Here is a 16,933-nt window from a genome sequence, read left to right as displayed (position 1 = left end):
GGCTAACTTCATTCTACTAGAAAAGGACTTCCTTTTTTCGTGTTCGCTCGTTTACACAAAATATTTTACGCTCTCAAAACAAAGAAAAAGGAAAAACTTTCTATGCAAAAAATAACTTTTATTTATTAATACAACTTATAAATTTTTATTGAGTTTTAAATCGTCAAACTAAGTTAGACAACATACCAGGCTCCATGTAGCTCATGAATAACTCCAACGGGATGCAATAGTCTAACAATTTTTTTGAGAGGTGATTTCTTTTGAAGGCCACAGCGGAAACATACCACTGCTTCCCGTCCTGAAAATCCATGTGTTTGGGCAATTTATCCTTTCGAAGCAAACCATTCGAATATTCGTTTAGTCCGCGCTGAGAAGGTGTTCCTAGATCGTCAAAATAAAGGGCAAGATCGTGTCTATTCCTAATCAACCGCCAGTTGGATAAAACTTGGCCGCTGTCAAAGGAGTTAGATTTAAAGAGGTTTTTCAAGAAGCGTCCGCATGGTTGAAGAGTAATAATTACTTTTGAGAAGAGCTCGACCAAGGTGATCACGGCACTTTGGTGTTGACGCCCAACAATAGCCTCTCCTTCTAAGTGCCCGACGCTCGAATAGACGGTACAGCGTGCGACTAGAACAGGAAAGCGGACGCTTCCATGACGAGAACTTCATTCGTGCGAAGATGGTTACAGGTCATTCGTGCTCATTTCTATGATTTCTTTAGTCGGAAATTCATCTTGAGTGTGTCCCGAATGATCTTTTTCGTTGTCTAGCTTATTTGCACAATTGGTGATTACAAAAAACTTAAAGCATTTCTTAGTTGACAACGATATGAAAGCGCTATATTATATTGATAAACATTATAACGTTATGATGTTTAATATTGGTGTGCATGCTTATTAGTTATCAATATTTTTCGAGGAGGGCAGAATAAATGGAAAAGTTGGCGAAAGACCTTATCAAATTCATGGGTGGAGAACAAAATATTAAAACGGTGACGCACTGTGCAACAAGACTAAGAACCGAATTAAAGGATAAAAGCTTAGTAGACACTCAAAAGATAAGAGATACCAAAGGCGTTATGGGTGTTGTTGATAGCGAGTCTACGTTTCAAATTGTCATCGGAACGAATGTTAATGAAGTTTACGAAGAAATTATTAAAAGAACGGAACTACAAGAAAAAGAAAAAGTAAATATACGTCATGAGGAAGACGTCAAAGAAGAAAAGAAAGAACAAAATACATTCAAACGGTATTTTAATCATTTTTTAGAAATTGTTATAAGCATTTTCACTCCATTATTACCTTTGTTCGCTGGTGCCGGTTTATTACGAGGATTCACGATTTTAGCCACCCAGATTGGTGTTTTGAATGAAGATAGTAATACTAACTTAATCCTGACCCTAGCTGCTACTTCCGTCTTTCAGTTCCTTCCGTTGCTTGTAGCGATTACTGCCGCGAGACGATTTAAAACGAGCCCTTATATCGCGTTAGCAATCATGGGAGCATTATTGATGCCCGATTTTTTAGCTCTAGTAGAAAACGAGACGGACTCCATTAGTTATATGGGTGTTCCGGTACCCATTTTTGATTACAGCGGCCAAGTTATACCAGCCATCTTAACAGTATGGGTTCAATCGAAATTAGAGCACTTCATGAAAGGAAAATTGGTACAAAGTTTGCACATGGTGGTTATTCCTACGGTCTTATTATTTTTGTTGGTCCCGTTAGTGGCGATCGTCATTGGACCTATCGGCAATTACTTGAGTATTTTATCGGCGCAAGGTGTTGATCTTGTCATTTCGTCGAACAGTGTCATCGCCGGAGCGATCATTGGAGGGATCTGGAACATCTTCATCATGTTTGGCATTCACTGGGCTCCAAATACCACCGTAGTGATCCCGAACATTGCCTCCACAGGAGAATCCAGTATAATCGCCTATGCCGCCAATGCTAATTTCGGTATGGCTGGTGCAGCGTTAGCCGTCTTTTTACGAAGCAAAAGCAAAACGCTCCAATCATTTTCCATTACCTCCATCACCTCGGTGTTTTTATCCGGTATCGTGGAACCAGCCATTTATGGTCTGGGCGTTAAACTAAAAACCCCATTGATTGCTGGATGTGTGGGCGCAGCTATTGGCGGCGCATTTATGGGATTCTTTAACGTAGTCGGATATGCTTTTGTTTTTGGGGGACTGACAACCATTCCCGCTTTCGCCGGGCCTACCTTGTGGGCGTATATCGTTGGATTAACTATTTCATTTGTTTCCGCGATGGTTTTGACGTTGATCCTTGGATTTAAAGAAGCCAACAATATGGAAGAAGAATAACAAAGGAGAAGATTATTATGGAAAAAAACATTCTAGGGAGTCTCGCTTTCGCAGCCATGGGAGACGCGATGGGAGCCGCCACCGAAAACCTTACGTTTCATCAAATTCGAGAAACATTTCATGGACAGGTCACGGAATTTCAAAAGCCAGGTGACACCGCCTTTGCTTTAGGAAATGAACCAGGTCAAGTGACGGACGATTTTTCCCAAATTTACCTGATTCTTCAAGAGGTTTTGGAAACGAAAGAACAAACCATCACCACTGAAATCGTTAAACAGGCCATGATCAAGTGGTCCAACATGCCCGTCTACTTTAATCGTTTTGCCGGTCCGACCACGAGAAGCGCTATTGCCATGTATAAAGGCGAAAAACAGGAGATGCAGCCCCTCGAAGGTGCGGTTATCGTTGATTATGCATCCAAAGCCACCAACGGGGCCGCCATGAAAATTTCCCCTGCGGGCTTATTTCATCCTGGCCATCAAGATGCGGCCATCCAAGATGCCATTACGATCACTAGAGTGACACATGACAATCATTTAGCCATATCTGGTGCCAGTGCTGTTGCTTCAGCCGTTAGTGCTTCTTTAAAAGAAGAAATCACCTTTGATGAGATTTTGGAAGCGGGGTTATATGGTGCTATCGAGGGCGAGCGTTTGGGACAAGAGATTAGCCGAACGGTAGCTGGGGCCAGCGTCGTGGAACGAATGAAATTGGCTTTTGATATCGTCGAGGAACCTGGCTCCAAAGAAGAAAATCTGTTAAAACTCTATCAGCTCATCGGAAGCGGCTTACATGTCTCTGAAGCGGTGCCATGTGCGTTTGGGATTATTAAAGCAAATCGTGGAAACGCTCAACAAGCGGTTATCGATGCGGTGAACATCGGGTATGACACCGATACGATAGCTACCATTGTCGGCGCCATCGTCGGGGCTATGAGTGAGAAAAACAGGGAATTTTATGATATGATAGACTTTATCGAGAAGGCAAATGATTTTGACATCACGAGCCTAGCTCAGCGTCTCGCTTCTCGAATATCATAAGACTGGAAGAGGTTACTATGATTGACTCTACGAAAACGAACGAGCCCCTGTATAAGCAAATTTACAATGAATTGCTTCAAAAAATCATTCGTAACGAATATCATGAGGGCGATATTTTGCCTTCCGAACCAGCATTGCAAGACACGTACGGAGTAAGTCGTATCACGATTCGTCGGGCGATGGATATTTTACAAACCAATGGCTATGTTAAAAAACACTCGGGCATCGGAACTATTGTGATAAACACCAAACACGGACTGCAGCTAAAGAGAATTTCGAGCTTTAGTGAAGACAACTTGAATCGAGACGCTCTTTCCGAATTAGTCTCTTTCGATATTGTGGAGGCGCCTCTCCAAGTGGTGACGAAATTACACTTGCGTGAAGATGTTCAAGTGTACAAAATTGAACGTTTACGCATCATAAACGGCGAAAAAGTAGGTTTCCATCGCTCCTTTATTCCGATTAATAAAGTGGAGATTAATCAAAGCGATATGGTGTCACCCCAAGCGTCTCTTTATCAAGTACTCCGAGCGCATGACATTCACTTAACCACAGCCAATGAAACCATTGAAGCCATGAGCGCCACCTCCATGCTGCAGGACCAATTGCAGTTAGAAGACCATGCGCCATTACTTTATATCGAACGGTGTTCTTTTGATCATCACGAGGGTATCGAATTTGCGGAAATCTATTATCGTGCGGATCGGTACAAGTACCATGTTGAACTAGAAGGAGAATGACATGAATGGGGCCTCTTCTTTGAGAGGCCCTGTTCATGTTTATTTTATATATTACATCGAAAATTTCATTAACATAATCGCGATTATTAGCAACTCCTCACAAAACAAACAAGCATCTCAACTCTTTTCGAAGCTGAGATGCTTTTTTTACTACTTAAGATGAAACAATAATCCAATTATTTAATTATACAAACAGTCAATTTCTTCTTTTTGTATCAATAAATCATATAAATAGACCCTCACTCTACTAGGGGAACTGCTGCTTTTCTTAGCTTTTTACACTCAGTTATTTTGACTTATTATTCATTTCATTTTCAATTATTACTTTTTTTATAAATTCTTCTATGTTTTCTTTTAATTGTTCCAAGGCATGCTTCGATTAGGGATTAAGCATCCCTCAGGGCCACCATCCTGTTTAACTGTTTCGGATATTCACTTGGACCATCTAGTCTCTTCATTGGTTCTGTTTTGCGGGAAATGGATGGAAAGAATTTAAGCAATGATTTTTAAAAGCTCTTCGTGAGGGGTCGTCATACCGGCTTCAATACGTCTGATCGTACGCGTGGATGCCCCGACCGCTTCAGCCAGTTCTCGTTGCGATAAACCTTGCATCCTCCGTTTGATTTTAATGTGCTCTGCTGGCCATACTTCCCGCTTTAATTGATCTATATGAGCTCTTTTCATCACCGTATAATAATATTGCCAGCTCATTTTCATCATAAAATCTCCTTCCTAATAACACCCCTGGAGGTAGCCAAGGTTTTTCCCTTCTGATGAGGCATAGTACTACCAATATATTTCTCAACGATCACGGGGGCAGCTAAGCCTCTTGTCTTCTCTTTCGTTAGTTCGAACGTTTTCTATCGCATTTTATCATTATTCGTTAGCCCTGTCAGAGGATTATTGCAGCATTAATCAAGAAAAAAGGCAAGACAAATACAAAGGCGTCGCACCTTCCGAAACATTCAAACGATAAAAAGAATCATTGCTTCTTGATTCTTTTTTGCTCTTAAGAGTGTTGGTTTAAATCCCCTAATGGCCAATGAATTACTTTTCTTTTTGTCTTTTTAGAGAGACATTTATGATAGTACTTGTAATGGCCTGATACCTTGAAGGTGAACGGTATTAAGCATTTGAGCCACAAATTCAATCACACAAGGACCACGGTAAACACGCCCATTTATGTCTACAGCTTCTAAAATAAAACAAAAATGGTTATTTGGCTCTTCAAAAAAGAAATGCTTACCGTTTTCAATGACTACTTCCCAAGTTCTCGTCGTACAATTTTTTTGAAATTTTAATATAGCTTCTTGAAAAGAGATGAGTTTTTGATCTAAACAAATATGTCGTAAATAAACCATCGGCAAATCATCCCTTTACTTAAAAGCTTCATACATTGTAGATTTAATTGTCTCAGGAAAAACTAAACCTCTTATTGTTTATCGCTTGCCATCCAGTAATGATCCCTAGGTAATAAATATCTTCCATTGAGCACCCTCTAGACAAATCATTCACTGGACGATTAAGTCCTTGAATAATTGGCCCAATAGCTTGATAACCAGCCAACCTTTCTGTAATCTTGTAAGCTATATTTGCTGAATTTAGATCTGGGAATACCAGCACATTCGCTTCCCCATGAATGACCGAATTTTGATTTTTGCGCGCGGCTATTGCTGGTGTCACAGCTGCATCAAATTGGATTTCTCCTTCAGCAGGATATTCGTCATGCTTATTAATAAATATTTTTGTGGCTTCACTAACTTTTTCGGTATCACTAGAAATTGCAGAGCCATTGGTAGAATAGCTCAAAAAGGCCACCTTTGGATTCAAATTATAAAGTTCGGCAGCTTCTGCAGATAGAAACGCTATTTCTGCCAATTCATAACTATTTGGAGAGGGATTGACAGCACAATCTGCAAATAAAAATGTTTTTTCTTGATTATTCATTAGAAAATAGCTACTTATTCGTTGAATACCTTTTTTTGTTTTAATGATTTCTAAAGCCGGCCTTAATACCTCGGAAGTTTTGAAAGTTGCTCCGCCTATTAAACCTTCTCCAATATTGTAATGTAACAAACCCATAGAAAAATAGTTAGTGCTTCGAACTAGTTGGTTAGCGCGGTCTTGAGAATATTTAGTTAGTAATTTTTGAAACAGATAATTGCAAATTTTTTCGTTTGAGTAAAAAGTACTTGGATCCACAATTTCAATATCTGTATTTTTTACATTTTTTACTTTTCTCCACAATTCGTATTCATTTCCTACCAAAATCGGGTGAATAATTTTCTCTCGGGATAACTTTAGCGCAGCTTCAACAACTCGACTATCTTCTCCCTCCATAAAAAGTATAGAAGGTCTTTTTTTTCGCACTTTTTCTATTAGTTCTTCCCACATGTTTTCACCTCTTACTAATATTTATAGCAACAAAAACGAAATGATTGAAACAAAAACAGTTGTAATGCACATAGCAATTAAAGGTTTAAACGCTTTATTACGTAAATCTTTAAAAATTACATTTAATCCCAGACCGACCATAGCAGCAGTAAGCAACCAGGTCGTGGCATTTTCAACTCCGACCATTATTTCTTTAGGGAAAGCAATGACTTCATTTAAAACAAATGTATTTATTAAACTCATGCCAATAAAACCTAAAAGAAAATATGGAAACGGAATTTTTACTTGGGGGGCGTTTTTCTCTCTTGAAATTTTTTTCATACAAAAGATTAAGACGAAACAAACAGGAATTAGTAAAAACACTCGTCCAAGCTTTGCTAAAAGGGCAATAGCTAAGGCATCTTGTCCTGCTGGTTCTGCAGCTATAGCTACATGCGCTAATTCATGAAGACTCATACCCGACCAAATACCATATTCCATCGATTCAAGAGGAATAATGGGGCGTAACAGAATATAAATAATAGAAAATACAGTTCCCATTAATGCAATAATCCCTACGCTTATCGCAGTGTCTTCATTTTTTGCTTTAAGTATAGGAGCTACTGCAGCTATCGCTGCTGCTCCGCAAATTCCTGTTCCTACACCCAATAGCATAGAGATGGAATAATCTGCTTTTAATATCTTGGCTAACCACAGAGTAAATAAAATAGCAAAAGTAATAATGACTGCATCCCTAATTAATAAACTCGCGCCATCAGTTAAAACAACGGCAATATTTAGTTGCAAACCGTATAAAATAATAGCTAAACGTAGAAGTTTTTGCGTCGAAAAAGTTATACCATCTCTTAATTTTTCGGGATATCCAAATACCTGGCGGTAAGAAACAGCAAGTATTATGGCACAGGCTAATTGGCCAATATAGCTAAAACCAGGAATAAGGGCTAATAAAAACCCTAAGAAAGCGATTACAAAAGTGAATAAAACACCTAACAACCATTTATTTCGATATTTCATGCCTGTGTTTGAGGAATATCTATGTGTAGTAGTTTCTGAATTCATTCAAGCCACCTCCTATCCTAATGTTATCTATGTTGTTTTAAAATTAGAAATAAAGATATGTAATACACGATATAATTTAATGTAATAAAAAATTGTTTTTTCTTTCATTGAAATCTCGTCCATAAGTGTCATGGTTCAAATTAAATAAAGTGATCTCAGCCTTAACTCAAGATCACTTTAGAATCTTTAAGATTTAAAGAAAAAATTTTAATTTTTCTTATTATTCAAATAATAAACGAAATAAATTTTCTTATTTCGAATCCTTACCAATAATTCTCATGTCTAGTTCTTCTTTTGTTAATTGGCTAATTTTTTTACGATTTACTTGAAAAAATGTAAAGCCAATCAATATCCAAACAATCATAGCAATCCATGATGGGAAAGCCAAAGCCCCAGGAGAACCTGGAACAATTAATAATAAAATAAACCCCACACTAATGAATACTCCTAATACGGAAATAATTTTTTTCTTTGGAGAAATTTGAAACTTATTTTTTGCAAGTGATTCTTTTTTATTCCAAGCAAATATTTTATATGAAGCTAAACAACAGTAAAGAAAAGCAACTGTAACTCCTATTGAAGACATATCTACAATCCAATTTAAAGCTTCCCTTCCAAAAAAAGGAGAAATTAAACAAAGTAAGCATATAAACATTATACTAATATTTGGAGTTTTATATTTATGATGCAGTTTACCAAAAGCACTTGGAAAGATTTGTGACCTCCCCATGGCGAATAGTAGACGACTGGTAGCTACATAAAATCCATTAAGGCCAGTAAAAATTCCTGCGCTTAAAGCAATAGCTAGTATAGATACCCCTGTAATACCTAAAGTGTTTCGAACGACCTCGCCTGTGCCCCATTGATGTTGCGCATTTACTAAGTCTTGCCAAGGACTAGCAATGGTAGTAGCAAATACCATTAGCGAATATACTAAAGATGCGCAAATGAGTGAAAAAGCGATCAATGCAAACGCTTTTTTGGGTTTGAAATTAAATTCTTCAGCAGCTTGAGGAACATTATCAAAACCAATATATGCCCAAGGCGCTATTGCCAAAATAGAAAAAATCGCTTCAAATGAAGTAATATTAGTATTAAACAGCGGCTGAGAAAAAGATAACGAGGAACTTGAAGAGAAAAATATACCAATAGAAATTGCAAGAGCACCTAGTATTAATACGACTACGAACCAGTATTGCATCGAGCCTGAAAAACTGGCACCTCGTATATTAAATATAGCGAAAACAATAATCGCTATACATGATATTAAAACTTCCCCGGCATAAACTTCCCAACCAGCTACACTATACATGTATCCCCAGCTCACTAATTCGGGTAGTAAAAATCTAAACATTAGCCCTAATGCTGACGCATTTAATGCAATTATGCAGGCGTAAGCTAAAGCAAGAAACCAACCGCATACATAGGCATGATATTTTCCAAAACCGTAGTAAGCATAAGTAAATCCGCCCCCGGTGAAAGGAAATGTTTGTATTAAATAACCATAACAAAAACCTATAACCATCATTAATAACGCTCCGAGCGTCATCCCTAAAATAACCCCTAATGGTCCAGCGGTGCCTAGCCATTGAACCGGTTGAACAAAAGCGCCCCACCCAACTGCTGAACCTAGTGCAATGGCCCAAACCCATTTAGGTTTTAATGTTTTTTGCAATTGATTATTTTCTGAATTTTTTCCTTCTAAATTTTCTTGAGGTAATGGAGAGACATTATCTTTTAATTTCATTAAAATTGCCTCCTAATTTCTTTTATCCACTGACGAGTTAAAAGTTAGAGCGGAAATATATTCCGCTCTAATGTTTTATCGTTTCTAAAACTTGCTCTAAAGTATTTAATAGAAAATCTAAATCTTCTTCCGTTGAAGTTAACGGAGGAGCTATAATTAACACGTTCCCGAGTTCAGGAACAGTATCCCCATTCTTTCCTATAATAAGCCCTTTATTTTTGCACTCTCTCAAAATTTCGTTCATTGCTTCATCTTGTAGAGGAGCTTTGGTTTCTTTATTACTTACCATTTCCAAGCCATATAAAAATCCTACTCCTCTTACCTCTCCTACATTAGGATGTGAAGAAAGGGCTTCCAATTTACTTAACTTGCTAGTTCCTAACTCTTTTACTCGATTAGTAATACCTTCTCTTTCTAAAATTTCAATGTTTTTTAATGCTACAGCACAAGCTGTTGGATGGCCTCCGTACGTAGAAACGTGGCGAAAATGACTATTTCCAGTGACTTCTTTAAATGGTTCGTAAATTTCATTTTTAATAGCTGTAGCTCCTAGGGGCATATAGCCACTCGTCAATCCCTTTGCCATCGAAACCATATCTGGCTTTACATTTTCGCTATGCATGAAACCAAACATTTCTCCAGTTCTTCCAAAACCTGAAACTACTTCATCCATAATTAATAAGACGTTATATTTGTCACAGATTTCTCGAATTCTTTTTAAATATGACGCCGATTGTGGTTTGATCACTCCACCGCCCGAAATAAAAGGCTCCATGATAAACCCTGCTACTGTCTCTTCACCTTCCCAAATGATCGTTTGTTCTAAAAAGTCAGCTGCTAGTTCATCATCACTCTCAGCATCAGCGAATGTACTTCTATAAGCATAAGGAGGCGGAATGTGTAAAAAACCCGGTACTAAAGGATCGTATTTAGTCCTACGTTGCGCTTGTGCCGTAGCGCTCATGGCTCCCATTGTTGTACCGTGGTAAGCTCGGTATCTTGATATAAATTTATATTTTTCGGGATTCCCAGTTTGTCTATGATACTGGCGGGCGATTTTAAAAGCTGTTTCGTTGGCATCAGAGCCACCATTGGAGAAAAATGTTCTATAATTACCACCTAAAAGCTCACTAATTTTGGAAGCTAACTCAATAGCCGGCTCATGGCCAAAGGTTAATGGAAAATAAGCTAATTTTGAAAGTTGTTCAGTGGCTGCATCTACAATCTCTTGTTGCCCATGACCTAAATTCAAACACCATAGGCCTGACACCCCGTCCAAATATTTATTTCCACTTTTATCAGTGAACCATGAACCTTCCCCATAATCAGCTACCATTGGCGAAGCGTCAGGATTATGTCGGTGCATGGCGTGCCAAAGATGCTCTTTATCTTTTGTAATTAATTCTTGTTCTTCATTTGTTTTCATTATTTACTCACTCCTTATTTATGATACTTGCTGGTTTTTGTTTAACTAAAACTAACAAATTCTTTTTTATGAGCTTCCGCTATTGCAGGGTGAATAATATTACCATCATGAATATTAATTGCTGATTGTAGTTCAGGGTGTTTTATTAATGCTTTCTCTATTCCTAAAGTAGCAAGTGAATTAGCGTATATTGCAGTGGCATTTGTTAATGCTAAAGTTGCGGTTCTTGAAACTGATCCAGGGATATTAGCTACTGCATAGTGAACCACCTCGTGTTTAAGATAAACCGGATTCTCATGAGTAGTGATTTTATCGATTGTTTCAATACACCCTCCTTGATCCACAGCCACATCCACGATTACAGAGTTTGCTTTCATCGCTTTAACCATACTTTCTTTCACAATTTGTGGTGCTTTTGCCCCGGCGATTAATACAGCCCCTATTAAAAGATCTGCAGAAGCAACAGCATTGCTTAAATTTTGAGGATTAGACATAAGTGTTTCGACTCTACCACTGAACTGATCATCAATTTCGCGTAAGCGTTTAGCACTAACATCTAAGATTTTTACATGAGCGCCAAGACCAATAGCTATTTTTGCAGCATTTACTCCAACAACGCCTCCACCAATAATAGTAACTGTAGCTGGCGCCACTCCTGGTATACCTCCTAACAATACTCCTTTACCGTCAAATGTGCCTTCTAAAAATCTAGCTCCAATCTGAACTGACATTCTACCTGCTATTTCACTCATAGGAGTTAGTAATGGCAAAGAACCATCCTTTAATGCTAATGTTTCATAAGCAATAGCCGTAACTTTGTTTTTCTGAAGTTCATCAGTTAAGCTTGGTTCCGCTGCTAAATGCAAATACGTAAAAAGAATAAGATTTTCTCTAAAATATTGATATTCTTCAGGAAGAGGTTCTTTAACTTTCATTACCATTTCGCAGTCCCAAACTTTTTTTGTATCTTTAATAATCTCCGCACCAGCACTTTCAAATTCAATGTCATTAAAACCACTTTGTTCACCAGCTTTTGTTTCTACGAAAACTTCATTTCCATTACTAACTAATTCTTCAACCATTGATGGGATAATCGCAACTCGTTTTTCATTGTTTTTTATTTCCCTAGGTATTCCTATACGCATTAACCAAACACTCCTTTTTTAATAATTTGACTTATTTAAACCACAGATACCTTACTAACACAAATAGTGTTTCTCTAACGGAATAAGTTATTAAGAAGTTTTTGTAAGCGTTATCATTGGTATATTAGGATTTGCTAAAATGTTTGTCACTCTATATAAATTTTTTAAATGTTCATTATTAAAATATTTGATTTAAAAGGTTTGCCAATTTTATTTCAATTATAGAATGAATGTGTTTATAATTTGGTATCGCTTACAATTTACATTTATTAACCTAAAAGGAGGATTTATTAATGGACATGGAAACTAAAAGTCAACTAAGCGAGCTACGTAAACAAGAACACTTCAATCAAAAAACAAAGATGACTCCTAGTGAGGCTATCGTCGAAACACTACTTGCAGAGGATGTCGAGCAAATTTATGGTATATTAGGCTCTGCTTTTATGGATATGCTAGATTTGCTTCCTACTGCCGGAATTGAATTTATTCCAGTGCGTCATGAGCAAAGTGCAGCTCATATGGCGGATGGATACACCCGTGTTACTGGAAAAGCAGGCGTTGTTATTGGACAAAATGGTCCAGGAATCTCAAACATGGTGACTTCTGTAGCCGCAGCCCACCTGGCACATACACCTATGGTAGTAATTTCTCCATCAGCAGGTACCCCTACTATTGGTTGGGACGGCTTCCAAGAGGCAGATCAAGTGTCTATGTTTGAAGCTATCACTAAAGAGACTGTGCAAGTTCCTCACGTAAGTCGTGTAGCTGAGTGTTTACGTACAGCTTTTCGCATTGCTTATGCTGAAAGAGGACCTGTACTTTTTGACATCCCTAGAGATTTATTTTTTGGTGAGATTGAAGAACAAATTCTTTCTCCTCATCAATATCGCGTCACAAAGAAAGGTTTTGGAGATTCTGAAGCTTTAGACAAAGCTGTAAACCTTCTTCAACAAGCTCAAAAACCCGTAATAATTTCTGGCCGTGGTGTTGTTGACGCCGACGCCGTCGACGATGTTCAAGAAATGGCTGAATATTTGTCCGCTCCAGTAGCTACTTCATACATGCATAATGATGCGTTTCCTTGGGATCATGATTTAGCCGTAGGCCCAATCGGTTATATGGGAGCAAAATCAGCTATGTATACATTAGAAGAAGCTGATGTCGTTTTAGCTATCGGCACGAGGCTTTCCGTATTTGGCACTTTACCGGCCTATGATATTGATTATTTTCCTAAAAAAGCCGATATTATCCAGGTTGACATTAACCATCGAAACATCGCTAGAACTCATCCTATTGAATGCGGAATTTTAGGCGATGCTAAAGATGTCACACAAGAATTAAATAAAAGAATACAGCAGCACTATCCAGAAAGAAAATTGAATCAGGAGAGATGGGAAAAAACAAAAGAACGTAAAAACGAGTGGATTCATGAAATTGAAAACGAAGCAATGGAACCTGGACAACCAATGAACCCGCGGAGAGCACTTTTAGAAATTTCTAATTTGATTACAGAAGATACAATTGTTACGTCTGATATTGGTAATACTTCCTCGACCTCAAATTCTTATTTAAGATTCAATAAACCACGTAAACATTTAGCAGCACTTACGTTTGGAAATTGCGGATTTGCTTATCCCGCAGCTCTAGGAGCCAAGAAAGGGAACCCTGATGCACCAGTCATCTCTATAGTGGGGGACGGTGCCTGGGGAATGAGTTTACACGAGGTAAGTACAGCAGTAGAACAAAATCTTCCAGTGGTAGCTTGCGTTATAAATAATGAAGCTTGGAGTGCAGAAAAGAAAAATCAAGTCGACTATTATAATAATCGTTTCGTAGGGGCAGATATACAAGGGCCTGATTTTGCAGAAGTAGCTAAAAGTATGGGAGCAGATGGGGAAACAATTGACAACCCTGAGGATCTGCAAAGAGCATTTTCTGAAGCTTTGCAGGCTAAAAAGCCAACTGTCTTAAATATTAAAGTAGATGGCACCCAGTTAGCCCCTCCTTTCCGTAAAGATGCTTTGAAAATGCCAACTCGTTATCTTGAAAAATATATCCATCTCGACCATGAAAATTGGTAATATAACGTGATCGAAGACCTCTTAATCTAAAAAGGGGTCTTCGTTTAATAAAGGCGGTATGAACAATATGAACTTTGAATATATTAAAACATTTTATACTTTAGCAAATTGTAGAAACTTTTCAGAAACTGCCAAAGCACTTTATCTATCTCAACCATCCGTCACCTCGCAAATCAAGTCTTTAGAACAATATTTGGGTACCAAATTGTTCACCAGAACCCACCATTCGGTAGAATTAACATTAGCAGGAGAAATTTTATATCCCTATGCCGAAGACATTATAAACATGAGTACGAAAGCCGAAAATGAGATCGGTAAATTAGCTAAAAAGTTACAAGGTAAATTATTAATAGCAAGCAGTTTAACTATTGGCGAAAGTATACTCCCTTCTTACTTGAATATGTTTAAAACCCACTATCCGAATGTGAAGTTGGAAACCGTTATTACTAACAGTAAGCATGTTATCGAAATGATCCAAAGAAATGAAATAGAACTAGGATTAATCGAAGCAGAATTTGATGAGCCATCTTTTATTACCCAGTCTTTCATGGAAGATGAGCTTGTCTTATTTGGGAATCAAGAGGATTGTGCATTTTTGAAAGAACCAATTGATTTAAAAGAAATTACCCGTCTTCCATTAATTTTACGGGAGCAAGGTTCAGGAACGAGAAGTGTAGCTGAAAAGTATTTAAAACACCATCAAATCGATCCAAAGAAATTAAATATTGTTTTAGAATTAGATAGTACAGAATCGATTAAATCAGCTGTAGAAGCTCATCTTGGTTTTTCTATTTTATCTAAAAGTGCCATACGTAAGGAATTAAATTTCGGATTATTTCAAAACATAGCAATAAAAAATAGCAAATTCACAAGAACGTTTAAGATTATATATAAAAAAAATAGACAATTATCCTTAATTTCTGAAAAGTTTTTAGAATTAATACTATCTTCTTCAGAAGAAACGGGGAGATAAAATGATTACAAAAGTAAAACAACTTAAAGAATATCAATCGAGAATAAAAAAATGGGTAGAATACATGAAAACCTGTAAAAATAATGAAAGGTTTGAACAAAATCCATTCCATCATATTATTCTTGAAATCAAATATATGAAAGAAGACGTGGATATAAAACAGTTCCCTTATGATTTACTTTTTTTTCCTCTAATACATCTTTACACTTCGTTGACTGTTCTCGAATATTATCCTGATAGCTTACACCATACAGAAGAAATTGAAAGAATTTATTTCGAGCTGGAAGAGCTGTTAGCAAATATAAATATTTATATTGACTATTACCTTTATATAGCGAAGAAGTCCAAAGCATAGACACCTTAATAATGTTGTGTACGTGGCTACCCTTTGCCAGCTATGAAGTTAATCATGCCGCGAAAAATCGAGTCCCTCAAATTCGATTTTCAAAATATGTTCGAACGTGCTAGTACAGGAAGTTCCGAAACCAAAACCAGTGCGGTTCCACTAACCATCCTCCAAAACGACACTTAATTTTGTCGCTAATAACATATTCATTGGTCGTTCAAATTGAGCCCAAAAGATTCCGTTGAGAGCTTTTTTGGCCTTGATATTTGTCGAAAAATCAGGCCTATCCCCCCTTTTTCTAAACACGGGCTCAGTTAACTTCATTCTTCGAGAAGAAGACTTCTTTTTTCATGATTGAGCGCTTACACAGAATTATTGACCGTCTTTATTTATTCACTCTTTATTAAAATTTAAATTACATTTATATAAATTCGTACTAAAAATACTAATTGAAATATCTTATACATTTTATAGCTTATTCAAATCATTGTATTCTCTCTTTTTTATTGCGATAAGTTTTATCAATATGATTAACTTAATACAAATAAATGTTAGCGTTTACAATTGTGAAAGTAAGGGAGGTTCAAAAAATTGAAATTATTAAAAATTTTATCTTTTTTCCTTATTTTTCTGATAGCAGGTTGTGCTCCTCTACAAAAAGCAGACCTGGATCAAGCTCAAGGGTTGAGCCTAGGGGGAGATGACGCAGAAATAGTCATGCGTATAGGTCAATCTAAAGCTTCAGGACATCCCGTTTCTAAAGGAATTGACCGTTTTGCAGAATTAGTAAATGAAAAATCAGAAGGAGAAATATACATTAAAACCTTTCATGATGCAGAATTAGGGAGTGATAGAGAAGTAATTGAAAGCGCTCAGCAAGGCACATTGGATTTAGCTGCTTCTTCGACACCAAATATGGTTAGCTTTACAGAGTTGTTCCAAGTTTGGGATCTCCCATACTTATTTGAAAATAAAGACGAAGTATATCAAGCAGTAGATGGAAAACCAGGTCAACAAGCAAAACAAGAGCTTAGAGAAAATGGATTTGAAGTTATTTTTTTTCCTGATTATGGTTTTAGACAATTTGTTAATAACCAAAAAGAAGTTCGTGTGCCCGGAGATATGAATGGCATGCGAGTGAGAACCACGAATTCTTCAATAGAAATGGATGACTTTCGGGCTTGGGGAGCAAATCCTACTCCAATTGCTTGGGGGGAAACATTCACTGCGCTACAGCAGGGCACTATTGAAGCTGAAGGAAACAGTTATTCCTTATTGTGGGATTCTAACCATCAAGAAGTATTAGATTATGCTACTGAGATCAATTACAACTATAGTTCAGATATTGTAGTTATGAATAAAGAACGTTTCGATAATTTATCTTCAGAACATCAAGACGTTATTATGGAGGCCGGACAAGAAGCAAAAACATGGCAACGTAATTTGGCTAATGAACGAGAAGAAGAAGCAAAAGAGAAATTTAAGGAATTCGGCATAGATATTTATGAGCCCACAGAAAGCGAAATGGACGAATGGAGAAAACAATCTGAAGAAGTTTGGGTTAAAAACGTCGATCAAGGAAATTTAGACGAAGAGTATTTGAATTCGATTTTAGATGAGCTAGGTAAAACTAGAAAAGAAATTTTTGAGTAGAGAA

The 16,933-nt window shown here is 37.2% G+C and carries 14 protein-coding genes and 1 pseudogene; 7 read left to right on the top strand and 8 right to left on the bottom strand.

What is annotated here, in order from left to right:
* Positions 1-163 precede the first annotated feature (163 nt).
* Positions 164-598, bottom strand: a pseudogene (locus Q0757_RS14665) (IS30 family transposase); the annotation flags it as partial.
* Between the two features lie 332 nt (positions 599-930).
* On the opposite strand from Q0757_RS14665, the gene Q0757_RS14660 reads away from it, so the two are divergent.
* From Q0757_RS14660 to Q0757_RS14650, 3 genes are read left to right on the top strand one after another with little or no spacing between them, the layout of a single operon-like run.
* Entirely contained in the window at positions 931-2,325 is a 1,395-nt protein-coding gene (locus tag Q0757_RS14660) for a PTS transporter subunit EIIC (protein WP_298788658.1), read from the top strand.
* A 17-nt stretch (positions 2,326-2,342) separates the two neighbouring features.
* Positions 2,343-3,365, top strand: coding sequence for an ADP-ribosylglycohydrolase family protein (locus Q0757_RS14655; RefSeq protein WP_298788656.1), 1,023 nt, complete (start codon positions 2,343-2,345; stop codon positions 3,363-3,365).
* 17 nt (positions 3,366-3,382) lie between these two features.
* A complete protein-coding gene (locus Q0757_RS14650) occupies positions 3,383-4,105 on the top strand; it encodes a GntR family transcriptional regulator (RefSeq protein WP_298788654.1) in 723 nt (240 codons plus the stop codon).
* A 492-nt stretch (positions 4,106-4,597) separates the two neighbouring features.
* Here Q0757_RS14650 and Q0757_RS14645 read toward each other — a convergent pair whose 3' ends face one another.
* From Q0757_RS14645 to ald, 7 genes are all read right to left on the bottom strand, one after another.
* Positions 4,598-4,822: a helix-turn-helix domain-containing protein gene (locus Q0757_RS14645; RefSeq protein ID WP_298788652.1), complete on the bottom strand. Its 225-nt coding sequence runs from the start codon at positions 4,820-4,822 to the stop codon at positions 4,598-4,600.
* A 362-nt stretch (positions 4,823-5,184) separates the two neighbouring features.
* Positions 5,185-5,466 (bottom strand): hypothetical protein, encoded by a 282-nt coding sequence (locus Q0757_RS14640; RefSeq protein ID WP_094908653.1) that lies wholly within the window; start codon positions 5,464-5,466, stop codon positions 5,185-5,187.
* Positions 5,467-5,518: 52 nt separating this feature from the next.
* Positions 5,519-6,499 carry a phosphate acetyltransferase gene (gene pta, locus Q0757_RS14635; protein WP_298788650.1) on the bottom strand — a complete coding sequence of 327 codons (981 nt, stop codon included), beginning with the start codon at positions 6,497-6,499 and terminating at the stop codon, positions 5,519-5,521.
* 21 nt (positions 6,500-6,520) lie between these two features.
* Complete coding sequence (locus tag Q0757_RS14630) at positions 6,521-7,513, bottom strand: YeiH family protein (protein WP_298788661.1); 993 nt, start codon at positions 7,511-7,513, stop codon at positions 6,521-6,523.
* 295 nt (positions 7,514-7,808) lie between these two features.
* Positions 7,809-9,305 (bottom strand): APC family permease, encoded by a 1,497-nt coding sequence (locus Q0757_RS14625; RefSeq protein WP_094908657.1) that lies wholly within the window; start codon positions 9,303-9,305, stop codon positions 7,809-7,811.
* Positions 9,306-9,372: 67 nt separating this feature from the next.
* Positions 9,373-10,731 carry an aminotransferase gene (locus Q0757_RS14620; RefSeq protein WP_298788648.1) on the bottom strand — a complete coding sequence of 453 codons (1,359 nt, stop codon included), beginning with the start codon at positions 10,729-10,731 and terminating at the stop codon, positions 9,373-9,375.
* Positions 10,732-10,772: 41 nt separating this feature from the next.
* Positions 10,773-11,876: an alanine dehydrogenase gene (ald, locus tag Q0757_RS14615; RefSeq protein ID WP_298788646.1), complete on the bottom strand. Its 1,104-nt coding sequence runs from the start codon at positions 11,874-11,876 to the stop codon at positions 10,773-10,775.
* A gap of 299 nt (positions 11,877-12,175) precedes the next feature.
* On the opposite strand from ald, the gene xsc reads away from it, so the two are divergent.
* The 4 genes from xsc to Q0757_RS14595 all read left to right on the top strand — a co-directional run bounded on the left by xsc (position 12,176) and on the right by Q0757_RS14595 (position 16,929).
* Positions 12,176-13,957 carry a sulfoacetaldehyde acetyltransferase gene (gene xsc, locus Q0757_RS14610; RefSeq protein ID WP_298788659.1) on the top strand — a complete coding sequence of 594 codons (1,782 nt, stop codon included), beginning with the start codon at positions 12,176-12,178 and terminating at the stop codon, positions 13,955-13,957.
* Between the two features lie 67 nt (positions 13,958-14,024).
* A complete protein-coding gene (locus tag Q0757_RS14605; RefSeq protein ID WP_298788644.1) occupies positions 14,025-14,930 on the top strand; it encodes a selenium metabolism-associated LysR family transcriptional regulator in 906 nt (301 codons plus the stop codon).
* A gap of 1 nt (position 14,931) precedes the next feature.
* Positions 14,932-15,285 (top strand): hypothetical protein, encoded by a 354-nt coding sequence (locus Q0757_RS14600; protein ID WP_298788642.1) that lies wholly within the window; start codon positions 14,932-14,934, stop codon positions 15,283-15,285.
* Between the two features lie 582 nt (positions 15,286-15,867).
* Positions 15,868-16,929: a TRAP transporter substrate-binding protein gene (locus Q0757_RS14595; RefSeq protein WP_298788640.1), complete on the top strand. Its 1,062-nt coding sequence runs from the start codon at positions 15,868-15,870 to the stop codon at positions 16,927-16,929.
* Positions 16,930-16,933 lie beyond the last annotated feature (4 nt).

Source organism: uncultured Marinococcus sp., from assembly GCF_947493875.1.
GTDB lineage: Bacteria > Bacillota > Bacilli > Bacillales > Marinococcaceae > Marinococcus.
The sequence above is the reverse complement of the archived record's forward strand: the minus strand, read 5'-3'. Positions and strand labels throughout refer to the sequence as shown.

Bases quoted from the DNA above. Each gene is read 5' to 3' on its own strand.
- Q0757_RS14660 (WP_298788658.1), top strand. From the start codon at position 931: ATGGAAAAGTTGGCGAAAGACCTTATCAAATTCATGGGTGGAGAACAA.
- Q0757_RS14625 (WP_094908657.1), bottom strand. From the start codon at position 9,305: ATGAAATTAAAAGATAATGTCTCTCCATTACCTCAAGAAAATTTAGAA.
- Q0757_RS14640 (WP_094908653.1), bottom strand. From the start codon at position 5,466: ATGGTTTATTTACGACATATTTGTTTAGATCAAAAACTCATCTCTTTT.
- Q0757_RS14650 (WP_298788654.1), top strand. From the start codon at position 3,383: ATGATTGACTCTACGAAAACGAACGAGCCCCTGTATAAGCAAATTTAC.
- xsc (WP_298788659.1), top strand. From the start codon at position 12,176: ATGGAAACTAAAAGTCAACTAAGCGAGCTACGTAAACAAGAACACTTC.
- Q0757_RS14645 (WP_298788652.1), bottom strand. From the start codon at position 4,822: ATGAAAATGAGCTGGCAATATTATTATACGGTGATGAAAAGAGCTCAT.
- Q0757_RS14600 (WP_298788642.1), top strand. From the start codon at position 14,932: ATGATTACAAAAGTAAAACAACTTAAAGAATATCAATCGAGAATAAAA.
- Q0757_RS14655 (WP_298788656.1), top strand. From the start codon at position 2,343: ATGGAAAAAAACATTCTAGGGAGTCTCGCTTTCGCAGCCATGGGAGAC.
- ald (WP_298788646.1), bottom strand. From the start codon at position 11,876: ATGCGTATAGGAATACCTAGGGAAATAAAAAACAATGAAAAACGAGTT.
- Q0757_RS14620 (WP_298788648.1), bottom strand. From the start codon at position 10,731: ATGAAAACAAATGAAGAACAAGAATTAATTACAAAAGATAAAGAGCAT.
- Q0757_RS14605 (WP_298788644.1), top strand. From the start codon at position 14,025: ATGAACTTTGAATATATTAAAACATTTTATACTTTAGCAAATTGTAGA.
- Q0757_RS14630 (WP_298788661.1), bottom strand. From the start codon at position 7,513: ATGAAATATCGAAATAAATGGTTGTTAGGTGTTTTATTCACTTTTGTA.
- pta (WP_298788650.1), bottom strand. From the start codon at position 6,499: ATGTGGGAAGAACTAATAGAAAAAGTGCGAAAAAAAAGACCTTCTATA.